Below are 26,231 nucleotides of genomic sequence, written 5' to 3'. Positions count from 1 at the left end.
CTCATCAATGGCTAGGCGCTAATTTGTTTGGTGCATACGTGTTCGATCTCGTGTTGATTGCAGCAGCATTTCCTAATTGCTTAACAACATGTGTAGCCACTGTTTTTGGGTCTCCAGCACCATTTACATTAACGGTCACATTGGAGTGGCTTGTTGTCGACATTGATCCAGTAGGTATCGATGGAGTTGATGGTGTGCTTGCCGATGATCCATTCCACAGCCCAAGCCAATGAAGCGCGTTTTTGATATGATTACCAATATTGTCGAAGAATTTCCCGATACCAGACCAATGCGCAATGATTTGTGCTGGAATCGCAATAAACGGAGCCAATAGATCGAGGACAAATTGAATATTCGTTCCGAGATTTTTATACCATTGCCACGCTTTTTGAAGCCACGCAATAACATTTTTCCAATGTGTAATCAGTAAAACTATACCAGTGCTTAGCAGCGCTATTAATCCGATGATAGCGCCAATAGGGTTCGCATCCATAGCTGCATTTAACGCCCATTGTGCCGCAGACCAAGCCATCGTTGCGATACGAATGGCGATAATAGTTGACCGCCACATCACAAACAGTGCAACTCTACCAGCAAACACTGCCATACGAATGATGAACTGCCCTAATGCTGAATTTGCCAATTTAATAGCAACCGCTACAGCCTTCCACGCGGCAATAGCAGCAGCCAATCCCTTTGTCCAATCAGGAATCTGAAATTTTGTTGTTTGCGTCCATCCCATTTGCTTCCCATTTGGACCACGATTCATTTGCTCTGTTGTGTACTCGAACCCTGTAGCCATGAGCACCTTATTTAAGCCATTAGTAATGGTTGGCAATTGGGATTTAAACCAAGATAACACTTTTTGCGTTTTCTGTTGTATGCCGCCAAAATTCGATGTCCAAGCCTTGTACAACAGATATGACACGGCGACAAGAGGGAGAACACTGGTCATAGCTCCACTGGCAGCAATTCCTACGACACGCAACATTGCAGAGAATCCGCCTAGCGCATTAATAAATCTCAATGCACCAGCCATAGCCATCAATGTACCACTCAACGCCAAAAACGCTGATACAACGGTCATAGTAATTGCAGCAAGTTTAACCAGCCCAGGATGAGCGATTGACCATTTGAGCAATGCGCCTGTTATTTTGTTTGTCACAGTCAATATCTTCGTGAACAACGGTAATAATTGTTGTCCAAGCACTTGAGCCAAATCTTCAAATGTGGTTTGCGCCTGTTTCGCTTGTCCGAAAAATGATTTGTTGTACTGTTGTTGGATACTATCGACCGATGCAGAATTATTGACTTGTTGTTGAATAATCGCGTATTGTTCTGCTGCTCCGCCATTTTTACCCGATATCAAACTTTGTGCAACACGCATACCTTGAATACCGAATATCGTTTTCAATAATGAGTTTTCAGTAGTTGCATTCCCGCCAAATCGCTTATTGAAATCACTCATCACTTTTATCGCATTTTGCATACCAAGAAAATTACCCTTGGCATCTGTAAATGCACTATGACCATTCACTATGAATCCAGCCGTTTGCATTGCCTTAGCCGCAGCAGCACTTGCATTACCAGTCATGCGCAACAAGAAATCATTGAACGATGAACCAAGCGAGCGGCCGTTGCCGCCAACACCCATACGTTGCAAGAACATTTCATCCATCAACGCAGAGTTTGCGGATATTCCCGTATGTGATGCCGTGTTTGAAAAATATCGGAACTGGTTGGCGAATTGATCGATAGTGGTATGTGTGTGCATCAATGCAGCATTGAGAGTATTGAGGAATGGCTTGAGTTGCTGCACCGTGTACAATTGGTACGTATGCGCCATTCCCACTGCATCCGATACACTAGTGTCAGGATTTTCTTGTCCGTTAGTGGAAACATATCGAGCATCCGCAAATTTAATAAACTCATCACTGAATGATTTGTTGAATATCATCGAGTTTGTGAGTCCAGCCTGCGACATATCCTTGTACAAATTTGCCGTTTGAACAGCACTAAATGCAGTTTGGATACCTTGAGTCATCGACATGTTGGTCAGTTCTTGCTGTTGTTGTTTTGTCAATTTCATTGCAGTCGATACGCCAAGAATGGCATTCTGCAATTTACCAGCCGATTCCGCAGCTTTAACCAGTCCAGCAGCCATTCCAGCTCCAACCGCAGCCATACCAGTACCAACTGCCATCATAGCCTTAGATTGCATCATCTTTTTTTGCGTTGCATCGAATTGTTTCGAATACTGTTCCGACAATTTAGCCATTTGTTTGAACATCGATGTGTAATGATCGACAGCACGTATCTCAACAAATAATTCGAATGCCGATTCCATGCCGGCCATTAAATCACCTCAATAAAAAAGACCGCCTAATGGCGGCCATCACGTTACTGTCAACTGTCGTCATTTAAAACGGATCGCGGTTCCGTATCCATAAATTCCAGCATTGTTATACTGTATTATCCGAAACCCAACAACTGCGTCAGCGCCTAACGACTCAGCTTCTTTGCTTATCGCATTTGTAACTTCTGAAAATTTTGCTCTTGTTGTGGGAGTGGGCCAAAATTTTTCGGCGGTTACTAAACCGATAACTTCGTAATCTTTTCCGTGATAATCGTCAGTTGTAACAATCGGAAGTAACTCGGATGCATCGTTAGTCTTTTTACCTTTACCAAACATAACCATCGCCTCGTGTGATTTGATACTAACGTTATATCACATTTTATAAACAATTATGTCATCCGTGCACAATAAAACCACGCATAAACTTGCGTGGATCGATCTACACAGATTACTTTTTCTTCATTTCTTCATCGATTTGTTTCTTAATGCGCGCTCGCACACGTAACATAGCGATGCGTTCAGAAGAACTTAATTTCATCACTTCATCATATGTCATCGATTCATAAGAAATTGCTACAGCTTGCACAAATGCGGGGCACATCATTAACATACCAATCGTGGACTCGCAATTGTGCTTTAAGCTAAAGGGTTATCTGGATTCGCCTCGAAATTCATCTCAGCATATTTCAACAAAATCTTGTTCATATCTTTCGTTTTAAATTGTCTAGCCAAATTCACAAATGTCTCATAATTGTTCATAATAGGGGCTGGTTGATTATCAATAGATTCAATACATTTTAAAGCATTTGCCTGCATCAAAATAGTTTGTCCAGCGCCCTGCAAACTAACCTTATCGCCCAACATTCTTGCTACAGCGATATCGTCTGCGCCAGTAGATTCTCGCATGGCAACGATACGTCCATCGCTCAGTTTAATCTCATTGCTCATTAATTCACGTTCATCAGCCATTTATATATTCCTCCATATGTAAGCCACCCTTGATGGATGGCAAAAATTAACCTTGTACACGCGTTTGTGCATCACCTGTAAATTTCCAAGTAATTTCACTATTGGCGGCGCTAATATCTTTCTCAAATCCATACAATACTGTATCAGGGTATACCCACGTTTCGATAGAACCATCATAATATTCAATTGTTTCGGTTACTCGAAAACGCATATTGGCCGCCCCACTAAGTGCTGATTGATCGATTTGATACACGATATCATCGTACGAATGATCGACTATGGCACCACCAAAACTCAATGTCCACCCTTCGTAAATATCTTGTGTACGTTGACCAACTTGTCCAAGCGGTTGATACTGTTTTTGACTGGATTTACGTGTGGCAGTAAACGAATCACATTCAGCAAACGTTACGTAACCACCTGTAGATGTATTATACAAAGCTATAGTTGCCGATGATCCGAGTACGCGATCCTTGGCAAATCTCTGAAGATTTAATTTGACCATACTTTTTTATATCAGCCCTTTACGAATTGGATACGGAAGAAGTGGTGGTTACAACTCCGGCGGCAATCGTTGTGCGGAATAAGAGGAATCTGTTCATATTGAATAATTGAACACGAGTATCAATGATAGTCATATCATTGTCGGTCACAGAAGGAGGGTTGTTTTTTGTATCGCACTGTACACTATAAGCCTGGATCATAGGTTCTCCGGCTTCGTTGTTTTCCCCAAGAAGAGGGTCTAAGAACGCGGACACTGTGTGCTGTTGTTGGTCGAGCAAGCCACCAGTAGTCGTCGTAATTGGTTCGTCCACATATTGACCTAGCGAAGTTTCGACGGATTCCACGATAAAATCGTCCATACGCCGACGATAAACTGGACGAAGTTGTGGATTGGCGTTTTGGCTCAATGTTTGACCAGAGAAACACCCGATACCACCGCGAGGAATTGTTACGCCGATTGGCACAACACGAGCCGATGGGTCCATTGCTTTCTGGATGTCATCAGATGAAACGGGAAATTCTGGTCCAGAGGTATATGCAAGATTTTTATTACCAGGGGATTGATGAGGATACAGCGTTGCAACAAGTCCAACCCAATGTCCCGTTGGAGCGACCGTCAGTGTTTGTTGTAAGTCGTCCACATACATCTGCTGCCACGGCCAACAATACACTAAACGATCACTGTCGATATTGGCTGTTTCAGTGATAGCTTGAGTAATTGTATTGCCCTGAGCACCGCATATTGCAGCCATACACTTATTATTTTCGCAAAATGTTTCTAGTGCTGATACAGTATTGCTATCGGAACAAGCAATATTCGCCAAGAAAACTATGTTGACGGCAGGTGTTGTTCCAGATAATGCTTGCAAACCTGTATTCGGGCTTGTTGTACCAACATAATCGGAAACTGTTGGCGTGCTTCCATTAGCGCCACCGGATAGAGGATATTCGCCATTTACAGGTAGGTTGGTGTTTGGCGTTTCAGGTTGTGAGAATGTCACAATTTGCGATGTAATGGAAGACAGCAACGTTGCACCTGTAACTGTGGAAGTTGTGGCCAAGTTATCCCACACTTCGCTCGTATCGCCATCTTCAATAGTCAATTTGAATGTTCCTGTTTTAGTGCCGGACGAAACAGTGATCGTCGCGGAGTTGCCACCTGTACCAACGGAATTATATGTGGCGGTAAACACTTCGGATGACGTAGATTCGCTGTCGTTGATGGTTACACTTGCAGCAGTAGCACCAGAACCAACAATGCGAACCACTTGAAACTCACTGGCACCTTGTCCAATAGCCGATAATGCACCAATGTATCCTGTAAGACTTGGATCGGCACCACCAAAGATATTTTCCAAATCATCAAGAGAGAGGATATGGGTAGGTGTATTGACTGGGCCTTTGCTAAAAGTACCTACAATTCCCCATATGCCGGTTGAAATACCTTGTACTTGTAAGGGTGGCTGTTCATCGATGTTATATACTCCATCGACTGTATAAGCATTAGCCATTAATTAACCTCCTTGGGGACTAACATCAATATTGAACTGCTGTGTCTTATTCGGATGCGCGACATACCCATCAAGCACACGAGCAGAAACTTCAAAAGTTAAATCTCGCTGATAATAGTTGTCGATACCAGATATCAGGTGGTCGTCTTTTAATAAAAAACGTGCTGTATCAACCGCGTTAATGGGGAGTTGGATAGTGTTCACAAGGAATTGCTTGATCGCCCACCCAATGTCTAATTGTTGTTGGGGATCGGTTGTAATGAGGGATAATTGCAATAGATACGTGATGCGTTCACGCTCATAGTAGACATTGAATGTGCCGTCTTCATTTTCAACCGTTGCGTATACCAGATTGCGGCTAGTCATCGACTTGGCGGTTTGAGAAACGTTGACCAAAAACACACTCGGCAAATTTGCACCTGTATTCTCAAGCCATTTAGGATCGGGCCAACCAATCCATACTCCCTTTAAACTAGGGCACAATGCCATCAATGCTTGTTCTAACGCACCGTGTATGGCATCAAGCGGATCGGTCGACAGGATTGGATCGTTTGGTATCATTTGAACCAACTCACCATCCCTAATCCAATAGCTTCTCGCATTGTCTTGTTAATCCATCCCGTTTCCTGATATAGTGCTGGCCTAAGAAATGGTCGAGGTGGCAATACACTGTTTTTCCGTACAGCGCCGTATTCGTGATATACACCCAGCATATTGTTTGTGCCTACATAAGCCGTTAGAGATACATCCTCAACTTTGATTTCGATTGAATCACGGAGTTTCGTCGCACTATTGGCTGCTGCATCACGACTTTCACGTTTGAAATACGCGCCGATAAGAGGGTCATCACCAGAAGCGCCTGCTGCAATTTTTTCAATGACATAATCTCTATTCAATAAAGCCCAAGCCTGAAATGGTCCATATGCTGGCTGGTATTCACTAAACTTACCTTTGGCTGTTTTCTGTACCTGTTGCGCAGATTCCTTCAACGCTTTCTGAACAGCCGCATCTACAGCCATTGGAGCGGCGGTAATTAGAGCATTTAACACTGTCGTCTGTTCAAATAACCCCACTATGCATCAACCTCCCGTTGCGCTTTGCAATGGGATATACGCGCCGTAGCAGCGAACGCAAATGGCCACGTCATAATCACACGATACGTATGTCCGTTCCATTGGATTTCATCGTTTTCATTAACATCGCCAGTGTGGCAATAAAACTCCAATTGTTCGACAGGTTTGCCACCACCAACATCTGCGACGATATTCAAATCGGCCTTTGTAATAATCACATTTACCTGCGTCGGAGGAATCGTACTCAGTGGGCGACCAAATTTGTCACGTTCAACATTTTCATCGGCTTGCGAAGGAAGTAGTTGTATTGCATTAGGGAAGTGCAAACGTACCAGTTCAGCCGATATGCTGATTGGTTCACCGAGAACACGTTGTACTTGTGTAGCAGTAACAAACAGTGTCTCACCCGTATCAGTCATTTCGACCAAGTATCCCAAATCAATGTCTGTGCATGGCTGGAAGGTTGCAGTACGTACTAAGTCCATACCGAACATAAACGTATCGCTAAACGTACCATTGGGCGATACAGAACGTTCATACAAAATGCGCGTTCTATATGTCGTATTATCGTTACGTGTTACGATGGCAGGAGACCCGTATCGATAAATGAACTGGCTTTTACTCATCACAAATTCACCCTATACGGCTGCAACAACACCTGAATATCACTGGTAATCACGCTGTCAGACGCCCACTGTTCCTTAAACTCCTTGTCACCAACAACAGTTTTCCCATCACTGCCGCGCGAAATCAAGTTGGCGGCGATCATTCCGGTCGCTTGTGAAATGTCATTTGGCATACCGGATATATGCGTATATTTTGCATGTTGGTAGAGAAGTGGAAGAGTCGTTATCGTATTTCCACTTACCGATAAGACAGTGACAATTTCGCTATTTTCGCCATCGTAAATTGATAATTTATCACCTTGACGAATTCCAGACGTATCAAGCAATGTTAACGTATCAGCACCAGCTACCACATCATTCGCAAGTGTCGAGACGGGAAATCCATTTACATATGTGTACTGGACAAACATGTTCAGCCCATTGTTAAAATGCCGACCACTATACTTAAACATGGCATCCAGTACATGCAAATTAGTCGTGATGTCAATATCGTGCCATTCGGTTTGACCATCAAATTGATATTGGAGATTGAGGACTTGTCGAATAGGCGTGTAAAATGGCCACACAGTTATTGTCCCATCCATCGCTGGATGAAACATACGAATTTCTGTGTCGATAGTGGAACGCAGTATCTGTTTGCACCATCTATCCGCCAACGAAGACGCTCGACGTAAAATTGATAATAGTGCCGCCGATGGGTCAGTGTTGCCGTTACCTGATAAGCAATTTAAATCAACCTCGACAAATGTATCAGCGAATTCCTTGGGACCGATATATGGTGCAAACAACATGGTTCACACCACCTTACTTCGTACGCCTAGTAGTCGTTGTTTTCTTTGCCGTTTCAACAGCAGATTGCGTAGATGTAGAGTCTAATCCCGTAAATTGTTTGATTGCTGCTTCGCCTTCGGACACCAACGCAAATCCTTGTTTGACGAACACCTCGGCGTCTTCTGCCAAATCGACTAAGAAATGTTTCGCTTTAACTTCATACACTTTAGTCCGCGACACATTTGTTGCATCCGCATCCAGCCTAAACAAAGCTGGTAATTTCACAGTAGTCACCTCAATTTGATTTGCCGAAAATACGATCCCATTGCTCCTTGGTCAAACTTGAACCAAGCGCATAGGACTGTTTGTATACACCACAAAATGCCTTTCGTCCATTTTTGCTCTCATTCACAAATTTCTGCCCAACTGTATCAGGAACATCAATTACGCCGTCGCGATTGTTATAAACAACACCATTGTGTTCAATATTCATATTTTTATCGATTGCTTCGAGTTTCATCGTTACCTCCACACAAAACAAATAGGGCAATGAGTGTTAACCCATCGCCCTGTGTATTATTAAGCAGTTAGGGAAGGAGAAATACCGTACAACACACCTTGCAGCATCGGGATGTACAACTTTAGCGTACCAAGCAAACGAACCTCAGTCGTCCAACCTGGGTTATTGTACGTTGGAGCATAGTTGATCTCCGTGTAATCTTGCACCAAGTCCATCGCAATCGGCGCCGGAATTTCTGCGCCAGGATACCACGACGGTAGTTCCGTTTGTAGTGCCAAAATCATACCCTGCGGCAAGTCACGGTGCGTATTCACCTTTACGACAGATGCGGTCTGCGGGTTAATCAATCGACTTACCTTCACGCCGCCAGCCGCGCCATTTTGTTCCTCGACGAGAATTGTGTATGGCGTATTGGAATTGCCAAGAACCAAATCGGTAATCGTTTGAGATTCGGTCGAATGTACGTAAATAACATTCGGATCACCAGCAGCGTTGTCCCACAATGCCTTAAACATACTCTTGATCGGCCCCATGTCCGTCAATTCGCCACCGACATTCTGTGTATAACCACCACCAGCAAAAATCTGTGGGATAATACCGTTCCATGCGAGTGGAGATGCCGAATTATCGGTCACATATACAGACGGTTGTTTCCCACTCGTCGGCAACGAAGTGATTGTTAGAGGCGCACCATTCGTCGAATACTGCTCAGACAACAACTTACCATCTTGAACGTTCGCAGCGGTCACGAGATATTCCGCACCAGATGCCGAGCCAGCATATACTTCAAAGCCGACAATTGGTTGATTCGTCGGGAATACCGGCGTAACCACAACGTTCTCACCGTCCGCTACCGACACGCTTACTTCAGAAGATGGCATTGCATTGCCCATAGCGGTAAACGCAACTACTTGGACGTATACATTTCCAGCAGATAGACCAGAACCACTACCCGATGTTACAACAGTAGGGGAAGGAGACGTACCCACAGCACCAGGAGCATTAGAATTAGCAGAGCCGACCGTGTTCTGTGCGTAAAGGATATTGCGTTCCTCAGCAATCATGGTAGCACGAAGCAAGTTCGCAACAGCCAGTGCACGAGATTGCACATACGGCTGACCTTCCCATTCTTGCTCGTAGGTAACTTTGTCAGCAAGCGCCATACTAGCATACTTAGCATTTTTATCACTAACACTCGATGCGACAATTTGTCCGGCCATACCCTCAGCAACGAAGCCGTTCAAACCAGCCGTGTTGATGCCATCGACAACTTTGTATTCGACTTGCTTACCGCGTCCAGATTGACGAGGGAGGACATTACGAATCGGCGTAAGTAACGGAACCAGTGTACCCAAGAATGGTTCCAAGTTATAAGGTTGTAAGCCACTTGAAGTGTCGAATGTCTTCTTGAATTCAGGATCGAGAGTAGCAGGAATTGGTGCTTGCCCAGTCATTACTTCGACCGTCTTCTGGATTTCATTCATAACCATTTGATCATCTTCGATATATGCCATTATTATTTATTACCTCCAGTTAATTTTGCGAATTCTTCATCAATACGTTGCTTTCTCAGGGCAGGACTCAAGTTGGGGTATTTAGCGGATACCGTCTTAACAGCCTCGGCATACAAATTGCTCTCGTCAGTCTTGTCCGGAGTATCAGCGTTAGCAAATTTCTCGACCGCAGTAGTCGTGATACCCTTTGGCGGTTGCGCAGTATTCTCGACCACTTCGAGCCGTTCATTAAACTGACTCAACTTTTCGCCAAGTTCATTTGCGGATTTTTGTAATCCCGCAATCATGCCTTTTATATTATCTGTATCAATAACGGTCGACTTCGTAACGGTATTAAATTTCTCGTCCATAATTGCCAATACGGACTTAGTAACCTCTTCAATAATTGCATTTTTAAGTCCAAGTGGATCATTATTGGCTTCTTCAACAGCGTTTGGTGCATTGGTTCCTGTTGAATCGACTGGCTTTCCGGGTTCCTCGACAATTTCATTTGCAGCCTGTGCTTCCGGTCGAACTAAATTGTCGTTATCTCCATCGCGATCTTTATCAACTTGATTAGCCATTGCTTCGACAACACCGCGAATCTCACTAAGTTGCGTTTGCATGCCTTCCATGACATTGCGTAATTCGTCAACCGCTGCCTTAGTGGAATCAGCCGATGTTACCTGTGGGGTATTTTCATCTGCCACAGTTGTTTTTTCCTCCTTTTTATCATCACCATCCAAGTTATAAGGTTGTAAGCCACTTGAAGTGTCCAGAGTTTTATTGGCATTCTCTTTCCATGCTTCAGGTATCTTTAAACCTTTACGACGGGCAATCTCAATAATGCGACGTTTTACTGCATCGGGATCTTTTGCATGACCGATTAGTCTAGCAGCATTGTCTACGTCTTCTTGATCTTTAATGGGGAACGAACGATGTGGCCCAGCGAAATCTTCTTCCGACATCGAGTTTCGTTCCTTTTGACTATAATAACGTTTTGCGAATTGCGCAGTATCATCGTCATCAATTCCGAAACCATCAACCATTGCATTAATCCAATCGATATCGTCATCGTTTAGCATAGCAACAATTACGTCATTCTGATCTACCGTTTTCCACTCCTTTAATTCTGCATCGAACGTGGCAACAACGGGAGATTTGATGACTTGGAAATCCGCTTGATACGACGCGGGGATATCGACAATTGATGTCTCAATCACTTCACCGTCTATCAATCGTCCACGATCAGCCTGTGGATCATGAACTATCACAGGATTTTTGATACCAATGCTAAAGCCATTTAACTCTCCATCCTCTATTTGTCGCCACGCATCAGGATCGGAAATTTTAGCTGTAATATAAAATCCTTTTTGGACTGGATCCCAATCTGAACACGTTAGAACTTTCCCTACAACTCGCGGTTGATGAAGATACCTGATGTTTCCGTATTTTTCTGCCCACTGTTTGTAGTTGTTCTTCAGGAAGTTTTCATCAATAATTTGTTTGTCTCTGTCTAGATTTGAGGATGCCGCTATACCCTCAACTATATGTTGTTTTGAGTCCTTTTTTGTGAAATCAGCTACGAGTGCCACGTATCACCACCTCCGACAGACGTTATTCATTAACGCTGTTGTCTTGTTCGAGCATACGTTTCAGTTCGTCCAACTCTTCATTGGACATATCAGATATCGACTTGTGTTCGTCAACTGTCGCATCTAACTTAACGTTGTCCTTCAATTTGCCCAATGCTTTCAGCGCCAGTTCCAGCGCTTTAACACTTGGTCCCTTACCATTTGGGTTATTGAATATGAGCAAGTCTAGTTGACGATAATACTCGCCAACTCTTGACTCCATGCCCTTGTCAGCAACGTGATTGATATACTCGACAAAATCATCATTATTTGATAACCACTCGTACAACGTTGAGCGTGGACATCCCGTTTTCTCGCACACTTCAACCTTGGTGAGTGGTCTAAAGCCATCGTCAGGATCGCCAAGTGCAATCATTTCCGCAACACGACGCTGCTTGGCGGTGAGATTGAATTGCTTTGGCATAATGGTTCACCTCCGTTCTATATCACCACCTCTTATATGGATTCCGATGTTATGAAATGGATACAATTTGGGTGTGCAGGTATGGGGAGACTCATAGCCTCGCTGTAGGTATATGGACCATTTGCAATCATAGTTTGACATGTTGTGCATTTGCCGCTACCAGGTGAAACAATGTATTGACGCGCATCTGTTCGATTCATCGCTCTATCAAATGCAAATACGCCAAGATTCCACGGGCGCGAAACTTCTGTCATTGCGATGCTTTGACCTTTCCAACTATTACGGTCACTCAGCCATTGTTTTAGCGAATTGTACAATTGCTTACCAAGCACTCCGGCAGCCACCAATTTGGCGTGCTGTGCAGTAAGTTCGTCGTGATACGTATTCACGATTTCCTGCGCTGTACGGTTGGCATCTTGTCGCAATTCCATAGATACGGAAGGTGGGAGGGAAGTGATTAACTGTTCGTCCTCGTCACGCGCCATTGTATTATACGATTCAAGAAATGTGTCTTGCTTCAACGTATAAAGCGCCTGGGAAAGTTGATGTATTTGCGATGAATCCAACGTAAATGCCGATTTCACCATATCAGCGGTAATCATGCTCGGCGACCAATTACGTTGTCGCATTAATCGTAAAAACGCGGCTACGAATATCAATTCGAACTCGTGCGTTTCGCGTTTCTCGTCATTTGCCTTCTTGGTCGTATCGGCTACCAATGTTTTCTTAACCGTATTAATTGTTGGTCCATTAGGAGTCCCTGCACGCGCACGAGGTGGTTGGGCGGGCTTCGATTTATTCTCTTCCGGCGCCTCCGTATGCGACGTGTCTAATTTGGCAGATGGGTCTTTGGTCTGATTCGGATTCGGCGTTTCTACATCAGGATTTGGCGCATCTTGCGTCAACGGTACATCATGAGTAAATGTATCATCAGGTAATGGCACGCCACCAATTGCACCCAAATTGACAGCCACGCTACCCTTAACGGAACCAGCAACAAGGTCAGGTAAGAAGTAAACTCGATCACCAACAACCAAAATTCGATTGATTCCTTCTGGTTCCTCGCCGTTCTCAATCAATATCTGGTCGATGGATTTTTGCCCACTGTTTATAAGGATTTGGTTAATCTCAGCGCGTTCACGTTCCTCACGTTCGAGCAAGTCATTGAACACGAAACACAAGTCATCGTTGCCGAAATGATATTTGATAATATCGCTAAATAAATCCTGAATGAATTCGCACATAAACAATGTTTGTTTATCATGCACGTCACTAGCAATCTCGCCAAAACTTTTACCACCAAGTCCACTCGTTTGCGGTACAATGCCCATTTCGTGAGGTTGTACGCCAAGTAAGCAGCACGTCATACTAGCTACCCAGTTCACAAATGTACTGTCCCACGAAAATGGTCTAACTTGTACTGGTGCAGTACCAGCAGGGATCGGGTTAAACTCACGCAGCGCATTGGCATTCCCTTTTAAACGAGTGTTCATGTATTGCGCGAATTGTTCAACCTTCTGCATATCCCATTCGGCGGGAACACTGAACAATACTTCCGGTATCGAACCTTCCTTGAAATAGGACTCGATGTATTTCTCGTTGTTCATCGCCAAACGGATGTGAGCCAATACCTGTTGGACAATTGAAACGCCATATGGAGATGTATTTGTCGGATTATATACGCGATATATCAATTCCTCGATGGTGAATTGTTCGCGTGGCATTCCCCATACCCACTGTTGATAAGCAGGGTAGGGAGGCTCAGGCAAACGTCCATCATTCGCCAACAACACTTTTATGGTTTCTGCGGCGATACGTTCCATCGACAGGAGTTCATTATTACGCTTGCGTCGCGCCCACAGCGCCACGGCATCAACAATAAAAATATCATCCACTATTGCATTCAGCCACGACTTGTAATCCGTCTTCGGCATCCGTACCCATTTTCCATTTACCTTGGACATGTAGCCCTCTGGATGTCTGAAAAACTCCTCAATATCGCGGATCGCTTTAGCGTTTTTCTCCTGCAACTCATACATCTGTTTCTTGTTCTTACGTTCACGGACTTGAATAGACCATTTCAACGACCGCAATTCTTCCTTGCGGCGAGATAGGCACCTAGCCATCAAGTCATATTCGGTCGCTATTTTGCGGAGATACTCGTGCGATACCGCTTGTTCGGCTTGAGGAGGATTTAAATTGACGCCAGGGCGATATTGCCACTGTCGAGGAGTCCCTTCGATTGGCGATGGATTGATTGGCTCGTTTGGCGAAAATTCACCAACGAACTCAGATTGATCCAACTTTTTACGACCGAGCAACCAATTTAGTGGACGTTGGAAAAATCCATTCTGTATATCAATTCACCTCCATTCTGACGTGGGTATTTTTATGTACATCAAAGTAAACATTGGTAATTTAGGACGCTTTTTAAATCGAATATCGGTAATCTTGGACGTGTGGCATCAGCCTTACTGCCACAAGGGATTCAGCCGCTTTTAAGCACTATTTTCGAGCAATTATATCTATTCTTATTCAACTACTACTCATGCTCATCGAACATAATACGATGCGTTTTATTTGGATACGAATCCATGCGATTAATTACAAACTATTCAACGTTGAGACAAACGCCTCATGGATGGGTGCGAGAGATTATATCAATCACACCACACCATCAAACGTTTAGTATACTGAATCTGAAACCACATAAGCAGCGAATATAATTGCGCCTCTTACTTCGTTTGTATCTACTCCATATTCATCACATATCCAATCAACTGTTCTTCCATTTGCTAGGTCATTTAATATTTCTCGAACAGTTAATGATGTTCCAATTATCCTTGGCTGCCCATCTAGTCCACGATCAATTAGAGGGTGCTTGGATAAATGATAGTCAATATTAACTTTTCGTGTTTCTTCTAATCCTAATTCGTGTTGTATAGCTTCCATCGTAGTATTAATCTCACGATATACTTTGTTTCCCTGTTCACTTAATTTGATTAATTGTTCAAGATACCCCTGTAAATACTTAACTCGATCAGCGCCTGTTAAATTCAACATTCATCATCATCCTCATCATCAAATGTAGTCAATGGGTCGCACGGCACGTAACGGCCAACCGACTCAACACGCGATACGACACGGGGATATGTCATATCGCACGCTCAATCGATTGATAGGGGAGGGAAGTATATGAATAAGGGGATAACGTAAATCAACCCACGCACGCAATGGTGAGTGGGTGGGTGAGATTGCCCATGACGAGATGGGCGATGTTCGATACCGCATGTGGGATTCGAACCCACGTGTCACCGATAGAAAGTCGGCTGTGTTAGACCGCTTCACCAATGCGCCATGTAATACGACGTTTAGGGTACGTCGTCAACCCGCGCCTTGATAGGCCGATGTACAATTGTTCAATGGTCGAAGTATAAGTCAAGTCGGCGCAAGGCCATATACAAATTCCGGTCGGCGTATAGCCTTTGCTGCGCGCAACGGCGCACACATCATGTGGTAATTTGCCCTTCGGCTAGACATCATTGCTGCGTCATCGGCAGCGTAGATGGTATCGTAACCGGTTAATGCGCGACCTCATAGGTATCTGCTGTAATTTGCGATTCGCATACACAGATTTAACCCGCCGGTGGATTTACGGCTGTTAGACACAACTACGCATACGATACCACCTACGCCAGCGACGAGGCTGGCTGGTGGTCTCAGGTGGATTACTCCACTAGTTGAGGTAATTCGCTCACCGTAGGCAGGTTGACCTACCCTGCATCGACTACCACTTTCGTGTGCCCGATGGCTGTCCGTTCCATCGCTCTACGGTGATTATTATATCAATTGCATAATGTCCGACTTTGTACGATGGTATATCCTTTTCTATACATATATGCACTAATCGTCGATTTTACAGGTTTTTTCGTCTATAATTATAATTGGATTTACTTCGTTATATGTCCAATGCCACTTATCCTTGTTGATATTGTTATCGTTCGGCATATGTACATAGAACCGTCTACGTTTCCCGCCATCTTCACCCGAATATTCCGCCGAACGTTTTCGCCTACGTGTTGAGTGCAAAACACATTGTTCGGGTTTCTCCATTAACACCTCCCAGTCTGTATCTGACGTGTCGCTTAACCTATACTCATATGTTGATTCTTCGTCGTAGTCGGTGCGTTCGATACCACATACACTAGGAAAATATTTCGCCAACGCAGACAGCGCGCTATTGTCGATTTCCCACCACCTGTCGTCGTTGTTGATTACGCGCTGATTCCATTTTTCGATCTCATCACCAAAGTTACGCACATGGTCTGAATTCCATATCGTCTGTGGCTTAACACTACCGTCCGAATTGGATATGTACTGTGCGATATGCAATAATGCTCGTTGTCTACGTTCGTGAAAACTCTGCTGGCTGATTCGAGATAAACGTGCGCATTCCTCGTCGTTCAATTCGGCCATATAATAAAATGCGATTGCCTGTCTTTGGCGCGGAGTCATACACGTGCTATGGAGTGCTTCTTCCAGGTCTAATCGCATGACTACGGCATCGATATCCCCATTGAACATTTCACCGTGTCGCATCGCGTATAGGTCTTTCAGCAATCGGCCTACGCCGCGACTGGTTTCAGGGTAAACTGTGTCGTATGTAATTTCGTTCTTATACAAATCGATATGTACGTGACTTCCCATTAAGCATCCTCCACTTGGCCATATACCCATTCGTTGGTGTAATAATATTCCTCGCCGTCATTTTCGTCGGTAAATGGGTCATTGATAGTCCAATCACATGCGGAACACATAACAAACCACTCAATTTCACCTGAATTGGCGTTTTCATCCTCCATATATAGCAATGTACTGTTGCAACAAGGGCAATTTTCGTAAAGCGTTTGACAATTGTTATCCATTGTCATTCATCATCCTGCTCCAGATTGATGTCGATGTGAATCTCGTCTCCTATGGTCGTAACAACTTGTCCCTTATTCGACCAATCGCTACTGTCATCTGACCATCGAATACCAACATAATCCAACTCCGTGTTGCCGCTTCGCAATTGAAAATGTGTGATATCGGAATATTGTTTGACACGTTGGTATTCAGGTTTGTCGACAATTACCACCTTGGCTCTTTTAGCCGTCCTGAAGTAATGCGCGTTTTCTTTTTCCCGCAACAAGAGGTTATTCATACATATTGATTCGGTGATATCGTATAGATTTATATATCTAAAGTCAGAGCACGGAACCTCGATGTATTCGCAGTTCTCAAATACAATATGAATGTTGTCAACTGATTTATCCATCTACACAGTCACCTCTTGTTGTTTAACTATTGTCGCCATTTTAGCACACCAACCGTTAATTTGTGCCCTAAGCGTACAACATCTGTAAGCTTTTTTTCATCTCTACCACAATGTTTATTCCTCCTCATTTTCAACTAAATACATGTTGCGTACTGGTGTGTATAAGCGTGATGGATGGACTGTTTATTCAGCCAAACCAACTATTTCATACCACGCCCCCATGTTGCTTGGAGTCAAAGTAACAATGACAACATCGTTTGCACTTGTCTTTGGATATATATTCCCGTTTTCATCGCAATACCAAAAGAATCCGTATCGTCTAGTAATAAACCAACGCTCATCTTGTGCGTAATTTGCTCTCGCAATTTCCCCTTCTTTCATGTGCTCTATCAACCAAGATAATCTAAACACCGCGACATCGCCTCCAATCCATTTTCACTCCACTACATGTCGTCGCACGGTGCTCACCGTTTCCACAATTTCATACTGCGCGTACCCATGCTTACGTGCTTCTGATTCAGCCAATTCATGCGGAATAGGGTCTATACACGACGCATACTCCTTCTCGCTGCTTTCATCAAACAAGATAAGTTGATATGTACGATATACTTCCGCGTCATATTGGCGCGATGACATATGTGCCACCTCCAGTTTGAGTGGGGAAGGGGGTATCCCCCAACCCGTCAATCTTCATGACCGTACAGCGTGATGGTGCGGTCGTTGTCGTGGACAATATCACTCACACTACCAGCATCCAATTGATTATCAAGTATATACACTTTCCTAATCAAAGATGACCTAATCACTGGTGCCAGTGCATTTATAACCTTATTGGAGACGGAGTGTTTCCTTGCGAATTGGTACACGGATGAATTAATCCCCATCGTCACATAGTACACGTTGTCGAAGGTTAAAAGTGCGGCCAATGCCGATGTGGTGGCACCGTCAAAATGCTTATAGTGTAAGACCACATCGCTAAACGTTGAATCGATAATCAAGTCGTACAATTGCTTGTTGATATAGCGTACATCTACAGGTTTGTCGCCTGGGACACCTAACACTTTGCACAAATTCGAGTAGTACAGTTGTTGGTAACTGCTGTTCATTATTTCACCTGATACAGATTCAATCTCCTTCAGCGTATGTATCGTTTCCTTTGCTTGACGTTGCAACGCCTTCAAACCGCTAATCGCATCTGACACATCAATGTTTACGGTTGCCTTGATATCACTCATCTTCTCAACACTCTCCTTTGATTTAATTATATCAATTATATCATACAATTCACATGTGGGATAGTATAAACTCAAATTTTCGATTTGTACCAATCCAGTATTCCGTCATGCATGTTCTCGTTCATGTACGCAACACATTGTTGGATGATATCTGGACAGTCATCGTTCACGGTACTGCCTGTTGGCGTGAACTTTTCCAATTGGTCAAGCAACATGTAATGCGTTGGATTAAATCGCAATGAACCGTTTGACACCATCGGCTCCAACTCGGCGATACGGTCTTCTTTGGACTTGTTCTGTTTCGGTGGAACCTCTACAACCTTAGTTCCATACACATTTCGGCGCTGCAATTCCTCTAACAACTGATCGTAGAACGAACCTTGATACGCAGTTGATTCTACGATAAACACTTTTGGACGATATTGTTCGATAAAGTCTGCTGCCCGTTTCAACTGCTCGCTAACCTTCGCCTTGAACGGATCACAGTGAACAATGTACATGGCGCCGGACTCACTCTTCACAACACGACCAATAACGATGAAATCACCTTTGGCTTTACCACGAGCTAAGTCAATACCAGCCACATCTTGTCTGCAATCCGCAATGGCAATTTTATGTCCGTGGTCGTATATGAACTCACCATCGAAATTCTCGTAATACGTGAAATTATCCTTGACAAACAGTTGTCTGGATTTGTCTATTGGATCATTTTGCTGCTCGGTTTGGAATGCCAATGGATTGGTGATTTTTAGATCCATCAACATTTTGTAATCACGTTTTTCCGGCCACAATACAACAGCGCCTCTGTTCATTTCCTCCTTATTATCCTCGTAGAATTTCTGGCTTTCTGGCCCACGATTAGGGTTACTGAAGTCCTTTACAATAGTCTCATATTGATGCCATAAGTCCTGTCGGTCAGCGTCACGAATCACAGCTTGCCAGAACAATGTTTCCCATTCATGTTGTCGTTTTGTGTATATCTGATGAAGCAACGAGTCGTACGCCAAAATAGTACCGGCATAAAAGTATTTACTATTACGACTATCGCCCAATGGCATGAACTCTTTGTCGAACTTGTCCACCATTTTTTGTATAGCTTCGCGATTAGTAACGTTTTCACGATCTTCTAAGTCATCGAAAATCAAATCTGGTCGAGATACTCCGCTACGCGCACCACGCAAAGGTGAGTCTGCGCCGTAACACTCGATGGTGATACCGTTTAGCGTTGTAATTGCGTCTTCTCTGTCCATGATGTTCCGTTGGGGAACTTCAGACATTAACTCGCCGAAATCCTCACGAAACTTTTTGTTATATTTCAGTACATCTTTAATGAACTTCATCAGACGGACAACGGTTGGACGCATGGCTGATATGAAAATTGTATAGTTGGTCAATTCATAAGCAATACTATGTATGATATTGATTTGCGATATGACGGCGCTTTTCGCGTGTTCGCGTGGCGCAATAATAGCCAGTCTCGCTACACCAGGTCTGTCCTTGACCTCCAACACCTTTTTCGCCATCTCATAATGAAATGGTGGGGAAGGGGTCTCATTGCGCAATAGAAACTGTTCTGGATTACTGCCGCGTTCTTCGGATAGATATTCCTTGGCAAACTCCATCATATCCCATCGGCACCGTTCAATGCGCTCCAACTTTTTCAATTCCGCATTGACAGTGAGCAACACCTGTCTGTCCACAGTTGACAAATTTTCTATCTTACCGCTGGCTTTCCGCACAAGTTTCTTCTTAATTTCCTCAAGTTTGTCGATGCGTTCGCGACGCTGTTTATCCTTTTCTGTTAACATCTCACCAACTCACTTTCTGCCAAACCGAGTGACAATGCTTCATCCGCATATATGTACCATTCGTTCACTGTACCTTTAATTTGATCTAGCTGTTCTTGCCTAATTTTCGTCTTACTGATTACGTAGTCGTCGTACATTTTCATCCAGCGCGTATCTTCTTTTTGTCGTCGCATACGTTCAGTCAAAGTGCCCCATGTGCACCCGTTCATGTCGTGGTACATAAAAATGGCCAAATTATGTACAAATCTCTTATGACCAGATAGAAATATAAGCAACGACATACTAGCCACTAATCCCATTGCGACAGTATGAATCGGTGTTTCACTTGACTCTATAGCACCTACTAATGCAAATCCATCCGTAACGTTGCCGCCAGGACTATTGATAGCCAGTGTAATCGGTAAACGCTGATGGCCAACCACCTTCAATACCTGTTCATCATCGTGGTTGTTAATCTCATTTATTTTCTCAATTAGTTTAGAAACTGTACCACTATTAATCTCATCAAATAACAACAATCTCCGATTCAACTCATCACCACCTTTGGAATATACGTGCTACGTTCACCATTGCATCAGTGATTCCGATAACCAACGCCAACACAATCACCGAAAAAAAGATACGGGTGTGTCATTGCCCATAGCCACATACTGTTCACCCCTTATAATTCGTTGTTTGAGGCACCTAGCGTCCATTCTGACGGCTTTTGTATCATCGCATGATAAAATGGTCGTACGCATCATATCCAAGCGTTAAATGTGCCAAGTTTTAACGTTTTTCTAATCTCACATTAAATATTTGTACCATGTCATCTGCCACTTCCATTGGCATCAAATATTGTCGTGCGAATTCTTTCCCTTGTAATCCGCGACGATATGTAGCCATGACAGGATATCGTTTGCGTATCAATGACATCACCTTACGATCCTCTGTATATCCAGCGATATGTTCATCATCGTACTTCCACAATCGATTATGTACGCTCATCATCGCATTCACACTCCTCGCACAATTCACCGCAACTACCACAACGGTCACATTCGCATCGACCTATCCATAGGTTGCATTGTTCACAACGCCTAAACCATTCACCGTCAATCGGTCGCCATCCGCAATCAGCACATCTGTAATCGTCCACCATATATCCACGCCCATCACGGTCGATGCCATCCAAATATGTATCGCACACTAAATCAGCATTGCATCGTGGGCATGTGTGGTCACTCAATATCATCACGTATTGTCAACTCATCAAACATCTCCTTATTGTTGGTATCTAGCGCATAGTCGATTAACATTTTGCGCACCAATTTCTCCGCATCCTTGGTGTCGCCTAGTCGTGGCGTAAATTCTTTGATGGAAGATATGTACCGCCTGTACATGCCGTTGTCATATGTAATTATCCCTTGTAGATGTTGAATGTTGTACTTGCGGCACAATACAAACAACTCTAAGAAGAATTTATTCATGTCTTCGGCATTCACGATGACACCTCCAATTTGTTTTAATTTAATTATATCGATTATATAATACAAAATCAATAGTTGCTTTGATATAAAAATGGCGGTATATTGTGTGCATAACTTCGCTATAATGATTTTAACGAAGCACATGGAGGCGATGATGATGCTGACAACGAGTGTGTCGTCTGCGGATACAAATTATATCAACTTGTACTTGTCAATGTATGAAACGCAGAGCGTTGAAACGATGAAAGTGTACGAAAACACAATTTCTGGATTCGTTCGATTTGTTGGCAAACCACTTAATACGGTCACGGTAGGGGATATCATCGAATACCAGAAGTCGATATCACACTTGGCTGTATCCACACAACGCCGGATGATTAGTACGCTTAAATCATTGTACAAATTTCTCGGCGGCCAACCAGGGTATCTTATCGCCAATCCATTCGCCGTATACAAATTGCCGAAGGAACAGAAGAATGAAACAATTGAGCGAGTGTTGTCGCATGATGAGGTGGAATTAATTCGTTCATATTTACGGTCGCACAATACTCGTGACTGGCTATTGGTGACGATGTTGTATACAACCGGTTTGCGTGTTAGTGAATTAATCAACGCCACCTGGAACGATGTATATTATGACGAAGAAGGACATTGCGGATTGCGTGTGGTGGGGAAGGGGAACAAAGTCCGCTACGTGAAATTGCAATGTGCTTTAGTCGATGCGTTACAACATTACCGTTCGGACTGTGGATTGGATGAGGTAGAGGATGCACCACTATTTGTTAGTCGACGAGGAACTAAATTGACGAAAGAAGCCGTAGAGCAAATGGTGCGCAAAACTGTCAAAGAGGTTGGTATTCATAAACGAGTCACGCCACACTGGTTTAGACATAGTGCAGCAACATCGGCACTGTATAACGGGGCGAATGTGCATCAGGTGCAACAATTACTCGGCCACAGTGACATGCGCGTTACCAGTCGATACGTTCACACAATCAATAAGTTACGTGACTCGGCTGTGGATTTTATCAACGTGGAAATGTGATCATAGAACACTTAATGTTATATTTTGAACACCAAATTATAATATTTAAGGGTGGCCGTAATGACCACCCCCAATTTTATGCACTCAATTGGTCTTCGTTTCTCCTGCGTCCACGTGGGCGAGGAATCTTTGGCTGATACACCGGTGCATCATCAATGTGCTTCTCAAAATCGCGTATCATAACATTAATACGCTTTTGCACATTTTCCTTTTTAGCACTACCGCCACGAGTGGCTTCGTTATAGGCGCTCCCATTTCGTTGCCGATTAAAGAATTGCTGTGCCCATCCGCCAAACTTTAATGGTGGCACTTCTAACTCCAATGCTTTCATAGCCACTATGAACAAATTGGGCAAGTGTGTTTTACGCAGGAATGTTTCGCGTTTAGCGCCTTCTACAATAGGGAACGCTTCACCCAAATAGTCGGTCACAACATTGATTGTTTCAGACACTTTATCTGATATGCCTGTGTCGCGTAACCACTTGACGAATTCTTTTACGGACGCACCACCGATATCAGCACCTGCGCCATCATTGGCTACCAATAGCATAATCTGTAAAATCAACTCTTCATGAGTGAATCGACTACGCATTGTCGATGTGAAATTGACACTATCGGTGAAAAATGGCTTTGTTACGATTGACTCCACAAACTCAATTACATCCGACCCAGCCATAGCGCGCGTCAACTCAATTGGTTTTAGTGCAATACCACGGTTGAGACGGATAAAGGCCTCTTCAATCTGCTCCTCAGTCATGCCACGCATCTGCACAAACTCGATAGAAGCGTTGTTAAACCTTTGCCGAAGTATTTCTGGTAGTTCTTTATATGTCAAGTTAGCAATTTCATATTCCTCATCATCCAACTCAACGGAAGGTGTATTGTCGGCCAAAGCGTATTCTCCATCAATGAATCCCAATATTGCCCTTGTACGTTGTTTACCGTTTAGCACCCACAGGTATGTGTCACCTTTGTCAACCGCATAAATGTCAGGCACAGGATAACCTTGTGTCAACGAGTGGATAAGTAGGGACTTATCTTCTAGTTTCCATACGTCATTACGTTGAAATTTTATATCTAGTCGAATCTGCTTGCGTTCGAGAGCAATTTGTCCAACAGTCTTACTAACCCTAGATGTACTAATCACGTCCACACTCTCCTTATGGAATTCTTAATTGCATTATACCACGTTTAATCAAATTTTAGACCGCAATCTGATATCGCGTAATACGTCATTGATTGGGCGACCGTACCGTTTGCTGTGTTCACGTGTAAGTGCGCTGTTGTATCGTGTTTCATAACGTTTGTATACAAGAGGTGGCGCATGATATAAGAATGGTGTTTGATACTCGCCACTGGTATCCCGCCACACAGCTATAAACTGGAAACGCTTAACCTGTTCTTTCGCTTCCTCTGGTGTAAATGTAGGAGTGAGAACATCCTTGAGCCGTGTGAATACGTCGAGTGAACTGTTGTTGCCAAGATGCCAGTTGACGCCACTGGACATTAGTACATCAGTGAAATCCTTCGTCAACTTTTTGAAGTCATAAAACGCGAATATTGGTGCGATGCGATATTTCGGCCCCTCATACAACATGCGCTGTAAAAATGATACAAGTCCAGGTGTTTCATATTGATGTGGTTCGTTAAAAATGCAATACGTACGCCCACCACATCCACTTATTTTCGTAAGGAATATGACCAATGTCAGCCAATGCATAATTGTTTTCACCGCCATTGGTCCTAAGTCACGTGATGGTATACGAACAATTATCACTTTGTTCTCGTTCATCCATTTGCCCCACGTAATTTTAGGATTATATCGTTGACCGAACAGTGGCTTGAGGAAGGCGTCGCGTTGTATCTTGTTTAAACGTGTAATGATTGGTGCAGCTACCGTTGCACGCATACTGTCTGACGATAATTCGTTAAATTGCTGTAGTGCGTCGATAGCTTCCTCGTCGTTCAACTCGTGTAGTACCTTTTCGCGTAATTGTGCGTTTGTTAGCAATGACCGTATCATGACAGGATCGGCATTTGCCGCTTGTGCGAACCCTTGTAAATAATCTTCGGTACGATGTTCATCACCGTCGCCCATTAGGAATGAGGTCAACTCTTGCGCGATTCTGTTGCGAATAATACGCGCTGATTTGAATGACGCAATATCTTGCAATCCAAGATATATCGGGTACTCGTAGTCACCCAAGTTCAAATCAATCACATCATCCTGATTCAGCGCATCGCGTACCGAATCAGACATACCACGTTCACCACGTTCATCAATCGCGTCTAATATGACAGTTCCAATATTATGTTTCTTCTTGGCTTCAACAATAAAGTTGACAATGGCCATATCCTTGCCTGCACGTGGAGATGCAACAAATGCACGAGGTGTAAATAACATATCATCATCTTTAGTGGGGAGGAAAACTGGTTTCGATTCTCCACGATATACGACATCGCCCATGTATATACCTTTATCATCCGTAAACACACTCGGCACTTCAACTTCAACGGTACGATTAGCCTCCAACACATCTTTATATTCCTGTTGCAAGTCTGATGTTGGCAATTGTACCAACTTACCGATCTCTTCGTTGCTGAGTAACACAGGATCACGGTCAATCACGTTGTATTGTAGATGATTACACATATCAACTATTCCAATGCGACGTGGTTCAATCACCAATTGATTTTTTCCATTCAACTCGACAAACGACGCACCAACACTCTGTATCAACATATCACGACGCACACGATCTTCTGAGTGAATCAATACGTACAATGACGATTTGAATACAGGTCGATTTTGTTTGTTCATCGTATCTGAACCTAATTCACCATCAACCAGTAATCGTTGTCGTTCTAAATCCTTTATCTCAAGACGCCCTATTGTTATTTGGTCTGACTTACGAGTGCTAAATACACTTTGCTCAATTCCGTTGACGACATCTTCTGTCATATCGACTATTTGATTCACCGTACCCGTCACAAGTTTGCTGGCTGATTGAACCGCATTGGCGGGTTTTATTTTATTGCGTTGCGGCACTTTATCGTTGTTCCAAATATGCCACGCGTAATCAGCCGAGCGCTTCCATTTCATACGAGGATATGCTTCAAATCGCATGTGAAGCGATACTTTGTCGCCTGGTTTGAGTTGACGAATGACATCCATCAAATTGCGTAGTGGGGAAGTCTGTTCACTGTAATTACATCGCAGGCTGAATATGTTGTTTCGTATCAATCTCAATTCGCCAACGGATGTATTGTTTGGTGTTACGTTAACGTCATCAGTCGATGCCTCTGTCAACGTATTGTTGTGCCATTGGTCGTGATTGGCGAGACGTAGTTTCAAGGTGTCATTAAATGTATCTGTGACAGCCATATAAAATTGTATCTGTCGCTGTTCATTTTCGTCGCACATCAACTGTACAATCCACCAAATATCATCCTTGTTGCGTACTTCGATATGTTTT

The 26,231-nt window shown here is 43.6% G+C and carries 29 protein-coding genes and 1 tRNA gene; 1 reads left to right on the top strand and 29 read right to left on the bottom strand.

From position 1 onward, the window contains the following. Window positions 1-4: 4 nt before the first annotated feature. The 27 genes from K1I37_RS15365 to K1I37_RS15235 form a co-directional block, all read right to left on the bottom strand. A complete protein-coding gene (locus K1I37_RS15365; protein WP_021296058.1) occupies window positions 5-2,356 on the bottom strand; it encodes a phage tail tape measure protein in 2,352 nt (783 codons plus the stop codon). A 60-nt stretch (window positions 2,357-2,416) separates the two neighbouring features. Further along, window positions 2,417-2,692, bottom strand: a complete 276-nt coding sequence (locus tag K1I37_RS15360) for a hypothetical protein (RefSeq protein WP_021296059.1) — start codon at window positions 2,690-2,692, stop codon at window positions 2,417-2,419. Between the two features lie 112 nt (window positions 2,693-2,804). Then, window positions 2,805-2,942 carry a hypothetical protein gene (locus K1I37_RS15355; protein ID WP_161624344.1) on the bottom strand — a complete coding sequence of 46 codons (138 nt, stop codon included), beginning with the start codon at window positions 2,940-2,942 and terminating at the stop codon, window positions 2,805-2,807. Window positions 2,943-2,992: 50 nt separating this feature from the next. Next, window positions 2,993-3,325, bottom strand: coding sequence for a hypothetical protein (locus tag K1I37_RS15350; RefSeq protein WP_021296061.1), 333 nt, complete (start codon window positions 3,323-3,325; stop codon window positions 2,993-2,995). Between the two features lie 46 nt (window positions 3,326-3,371). Continuing rightward, a complete protein-coding gene (locus K1I37_RS15345) occupies window positions 3,372-3,830 on the bottom strand; it encodes a hypothetical protein (RefSeq protein ID WP_021296062.1) in 459 nt (152 codons plus the stop codon). A gap of 19 nt (window positions 3,831-3,849) precedes the next feature. Next, on the bottom strand, window positions 3,850-5,340 hold the full coding sequence (locus tag K1I37_RS15340; RefSeq protein ID WP_021296063.1) for a phage tail sheath protein: 1,491 nt from the start codon (window positions 5,338-5,340) through the stop codon (window positions 3,850-3,852). 3 nt (window positions 5,341-5,343) lie between these two features. Further along, window positions 5,344-5,901: a hypothetical protein gene (locus K1I37_RS15335; RefSeq protein ID WP_021296064.1), complete on the bottom strand. Its 558-nt coding sequence runs from the start codon at window positions 5,899-5,901 to the stop codon at window positions 5,344-5,346. Then, window positions 5,898-6,413 carry a hypothetical protein gene (locus K1I37_RS15330; RefSeq protein ID WP_021296065.1) on the bottom strand — a complete coding sequence of 172 codons (516 nt, stop codon included), beginning with the start codon at window positions 6,411-6,413 and terminating at the stop codon, window positions 5,898-5,900. The genes K1I37_RS15335 and K1I37_RS15330 overlap by 4 nt, the downstream gene beginning before the upstream one ends. Further along, window positions 6,413-7,039: a hypothetical protein gene (locus K1I37_RS15325; protein ID WP_021296066.1), complete on the bottom strand. Its 627-nt coding sequence runs from the start codon at window positions 7,037-7,039 to the stop codon at window positions 6,413-6,415. Before K1I37_RS15325 ends, K1I37_RS15330 begins: the two co-directional genes overlap by 1 nt. Further along, the gene (locus K1I37_RS15320; protein ID WP_021296067.1) at window positions 7,039-7,830 is read right to left on the bottom strand and encodes a hypothetical protein; all 792 of its coding nucleotides are present in this window, start codon (window positions 7,828-7,830) and stop codon (window positions 7,039-7,041) included. Before K1I37_RS15320 ends, K1I37_RS15325 begins: the two co-directional genes overlap by 1 nt. A gap of 13 nt (window positions 7,831-7,843) precedes the next feature. Further along, window positions 7,844-8,095, bottom strand: coding sequence for a hypothetical protein (locus K1I37_RS15315; protein ID WP_021296068.1), 252 nt, complete (start codon window positions 8,093-8,095; stop codon window positions 7,844-7,846). Between the two features lie 10 nt (window positions 8,096-8,105). Further along, window positions 8,106-8,330, bottom strand: coding sequence for a hypothetical protein (locus K1I37_RS15310; protein WP_021296069.1), 225 nt, complete (start codon window positions 8,328-8,330; stop codon window positions 8,106-8,108). A 59-nt stretch (window positions 8,331-8,389) separates the two neighbouring features. Beyond that, window positions 8,390-9,844: a hypothetical protein gene (locus tag K1I37_RS15305; protein WP_021296070.1), complete on the bottom strand. Its 1,455-nt coding sequence runs from the start codon at window positions 9,842-9,844 to the stop codon at window positions 8,390-8,392. Window positions 9,845-9,846: 2 nt separating this feature from the next. Next, window positions 9,847-11,418, bottom strand: coding sequence for an XkdF-like putative serine protease domain-containing protein (locus K1I37_RS15300; protein ID WP_021296071.1), 1,572 nt, complete (start codon window positions 11,416-11,418; stop codon window positions 9,847-9,849). A 22-nt stretch (window positions 11,419-11,440) separates the two neighbouring features. Next, window positions 11,441-11,881, bottom strand: a complete 441-nt coding sequence (locus tag K1I37_RS15295) for a phBC6A51 family helix-turn-helix protein (protein ID WP_021296072.1) — start codon at window positions 11,879-11,881, stop codon at window positions 11,441-11,443. Between the two features lie 32 nt (window positions 11,882-11,913). Continuing rightward, window positions 11,914-14,184, bottom strand: a complete 2,271-nt coding sequence (locus K1I37_RS15290) for a phage portal family protein (protein ID WP_152498767.1) — start codon at window positions 14,182-14,184, stop codon at window positions 11,914-11,916. A gap of 382 nt (window positions 14,185-14,566) precedes the next feature. After that, window positions 14,567-14,944 (bottom strand): DUF433 domain-containing protein, encoded by a 378-nt coding sequence (locus tag K1I37_RS15285; protein WP_021296074.1) that lies wholly within the window; start codon window positions 14,942-14,944, stop codon window positions 14,567-14,569. Between the two features lie 220 nt (window positions 14,945-15,164). Beyond that, a tRNA-Glu gene (locus K1I37_RS15280) sits at window positions 15,165-15,238 on the bottom strand. Between the two features lie 546 nt (window positions 15,239-15,784). Beyond that, window positions 15,785-16,588, bottom strand: a complete 804-nt coding sequence (locus tag K1I37_RS15275) for an RNA polymerase sigma factor (RefSeq protein ID WP_021296075.1) — start codon at window positions 16,586-16,588, stop codon at window positions 15,785-15,787. A gap of 220 nt (window positions 16,589-16,808) precedes the next feature. Beyond that, window positions 16,809-17,198, bottom strand: a complete 390-nt coding sequence (locus tag K1I37_RS15270) for a hypothetical protein (RefSeq protein WP_021296077.1) — start codon at window positions 17,196-17,198, stop codon at window positions 16,809-16,811. A 183-nt stretch (window positions 17,199-17,381) separates the two neighbouring features. Next, complete coding sequence (locus K1I37_RS15265) at window positions 17,382-17,609, bottom strand: hypothetical protein (RefSeq protein WP_021296078.1); 228 nt, start codon at window positions 17,607-17,609, stop codon at window positions 17,382-17,384. 24 nt (window positions 17,610-17,633) lie between these two features. Then, window positions 17,634-17,834, bottom strand: coding sequence for a hypothetical protein (locus K1I37_RS15260; RefSeq protein WP_021296079.1), 201 nt, complete (start codon window positions 17,832-17,834; stop codon window positions 17,634-17,636). A 47-nt stretch (window positions 17,835-17,881) separates the two neighbouring features. Then, window positions 17,882-18,433, bottom strand: a complete 552-nt coding sequence (locus K1I37_RS15255) for a hypothetical protein (RefSeq protein WP_021296080.1) — start codon at window positions 18,431-18,433, stop codon at window positions 17,882-17,884. A gap of 71 nt (window positions 18,434-18,504) precedes the next feature. Continuing rightward, window positions 18,505-20,241, bottom strand: a complete 1,737-nt coding sequence (locus tag K1I37_RS15250) for a phage terminase large subunit family protein (protein ID WP_021296081.1) — start codon at window positions 20,239-20,241, stop codon at window positions 18,505-18,507. Then, on the bottom strand, window positions 20,235-20,771 hold the full coding sequence (locus tag K1I37_RS15245) for an ATP-dependent Clp protease proteolytic subunit (protein ID WP_021296082.1): 537 nt from the start codon (window positions 20,769-20,771) through the stop codon (window positions 20,235-20,237). The genes K1I37_RS15250 and K1I37_RS15245 overlap by 7 nt, the downstream gene beginning before the upstream one ends. 238 nt (window positions 20,772-21,009) lie before the next feature. Further along, on the bottom strand, window positions 21,010-21,231 hold the full coding sequence (locus K1I37_RS15240) for a hypothetical protein (RefSeq protein ID WP_021296083.1): 222 nt from the start codon (window positions 21,229-21,231) through the stop codon (window positions 21,010-21,012). A 230-nt stretch (window positions 21,232-21,461) separates the two neighbouring features. Then, window positions 21,462-21,725, bottom strand: coding sequence for a hypothetical protein (locus tag K1I37_RS15235; RefSeq protein WP_021296085.1), 264 nt, complete (start codon window positions 21,723-21,725; stop codon window positions 21,462-21,464). A 142-nt stretch (window positions 21,726-21,867) separates the two neighbouring features. On the opposite strand from K1I37_RS15235, the gene K1I37_RS15230 reads away from it, so the two are divergent. Next, window positions 21,868-22,755 (top strand): tyrosine-type recombinase/integrase, encoded by an 888-nt coding sequence (locus K1I37_RS15230; RefSeq protein WP_021296086.1) that lies wholly within the window; start codon window positions 21,868-21,870, stop codon window positions 22,753-22,755. A 76-nt stretch (window positions 22,756-22,831) separates the two neighbouring features. Here K1I37_RS15230 and K1I37_RS15225 read toward each other — a convergent pair whose 3' ends face one another. Together K1I37_RS15225 and K1I37_RS15220 are read right to left on the bottom strand one after the other, a co-directional pair. Continuing rightward, window positions 22,832-23,902 carry a GmrSD restriction endonuclease domain-containing protein gene (locus tag K1I37_RS15225; protein WP_021296087.1) on the bottom strand — a complete coding sequence of 357 codons (1,071 nt, stop codon included), beginning with the start codon at window positions 23,900-23,902 and terminating at the stop codon, window positions 22,832-22,834. Between the two features lie 48 nt (window positions 23,903-23,950). After that, window positions 23,951-26,182: a hypothetical protein gene (locus K1I37_RS15220; RefSeq protein ID WP_021296088.1), complete on the bottom strand. Its 2,232-nt coding sequence runs from the start codon at window positions 26,180-26,182 to the stop codon at window positions 23,951-23,953. Window positions 26,183-26,231 lie beyond the last annotated feature (49 nt).

The organism is Alicyclobacillus acidoterrestris, from assembly GCF_022674245.1.
GTDB classification, from domain to species: Bacteria; Bacillota; Bacilli; order Alicyclobacillales; family Alicyclobacillaceae; genus Alicyclobacillus; species Alicyclobacillus acidoterrestris.
The sequence above is the reverse complement of the archived record's forward strand: the minus strand, read 5'-3'. Positions and strand labels throughout refer to the sequence as shown.

Coding starts and splice junctions, on each gene's coding strand:
- K1I37_RS15365 (WP_021296058.1), bottom strand. CDS start 2,356: ATGGCCGGCATGGAATCGGCATTCGAATTATTTGTTGAGATACGTGCT.
- K1I37_RS15360 (WP_021296059.1), bottom strand. CDS start 2,692: ATGTTTGGTAAAGGTAAAAAGACTAACGATGCATCCGAGTTACTTCCG.
- K1I37_RS15350 (WP_021296061.1), bottom strand. CDS start 3,325: ATGGCTGATGAACGTGAATTAATGAGCAATGAGATTAAACTGAGCGAT.
- K1I37_RS15345 (WP_021296062.1), bottom strand. CDS start 3,830: ATGGTCAAATTAAATCTTCAGAGATTTGCCAAGGATCGCGTACTCGGA.
- K1I37_RS15340 (WP_021296063.1), bottom strand. CDS start 5,340: ATGGCTAATGCTTATACAGTCGATGGAGTATATAACATCGATGAACAG.
- K1I37_RS15335 (WP_021296064.1), bottom strand. CDS start 5,901: ATGATACCAAACGATCCAATCCTGTCGACCGATCCGCTTGATGCCATA.
- K1I37_RS15325 (WP_021296066.1), bottom strand. CDS start 7,039: ATGAGTAAAAGCCAGTTCATTTATCGATACGGGTCTCCTGCCATCGTA.
- K1I37_RS15320 (WP_021296067.1), bottom strand. CDS start 7,830: ATGTTGTTTGCACCATATATCGGTCCCAAGGAATTCGCTGATACATTT.
- K1I37_RS15310 (WP_021296069.1), bottom strand. CDS start 8,330: ATGAAACTCGAAGCAATCGATAAAAATATGAATATTGAACACAATGGT.
- K1I37_RS15305 (WP_021296070.1), bottom strand. CDS start 9,844: ATGGCATATATCGAAGATGATCAAATGGTTATGAATGAAATCCAGAAG.
- K1I37_RS15295 (WP_021296072.1), bottom strand. CDS start 11,881: ATGCCAAAGCAATTCAATCTCACCGCCAAGCAGCGTCGTGTTGCGGAA.
- K1I37_RS15285 (WP_021296074.1), bottom strand. CDS start 14,944: ATGTTGAATTTAACAGGCGCTGATCGAGTTAAGTATTTACAGGGGTAT.
- K1I37_RS15275 (WP_021296075.1), bottom strand. CDS start 16,588: ATGGGAAGTCACGTACATATCGATTTGTATAAGAACGAAATTACATAC.
- K1I37_RS15270 (WP_021296077.1), bottom strand. CDS start 17,198: ATGGATAAATCAGTTGACAACATTCATATTGTATTTGAGAACTGCGAA.
- K1I37_RS15260 (WP_021296079.1), bottom strand. CDS start 17,834: ATGTCATCGCGCCAATATGACGCGGAAGTATATCGTACATATCAACTT.
- K1I37_RS15255 (WP_021296080.1), bottom strand. CDS start 18,433: ATGAGTGATATCAAGGCAACCGTAAACATTGATGTGTCAGATGCGATT.
- K1I37_RS15250 (WP_021296081.1), bottom strand. CDS start 20,241: ATGTTAACAGAAAAGGATAAACAGCGTCGCGAACGCATCGACAAACTT.
- K1I37_RS15240 (WP_021296083.1), bottom strand. CDS start 21,231: ATGATGAGCGTACATAATCGATTGTGGAAGTACGATGATGAACATATC.
- K1I37_RS15230 (WP_021296086.1), top strand. CDS start 21,868: ATGCTGACAACGAGTGTGTCGTCTGCGGATACAAATTATATCAACTTG.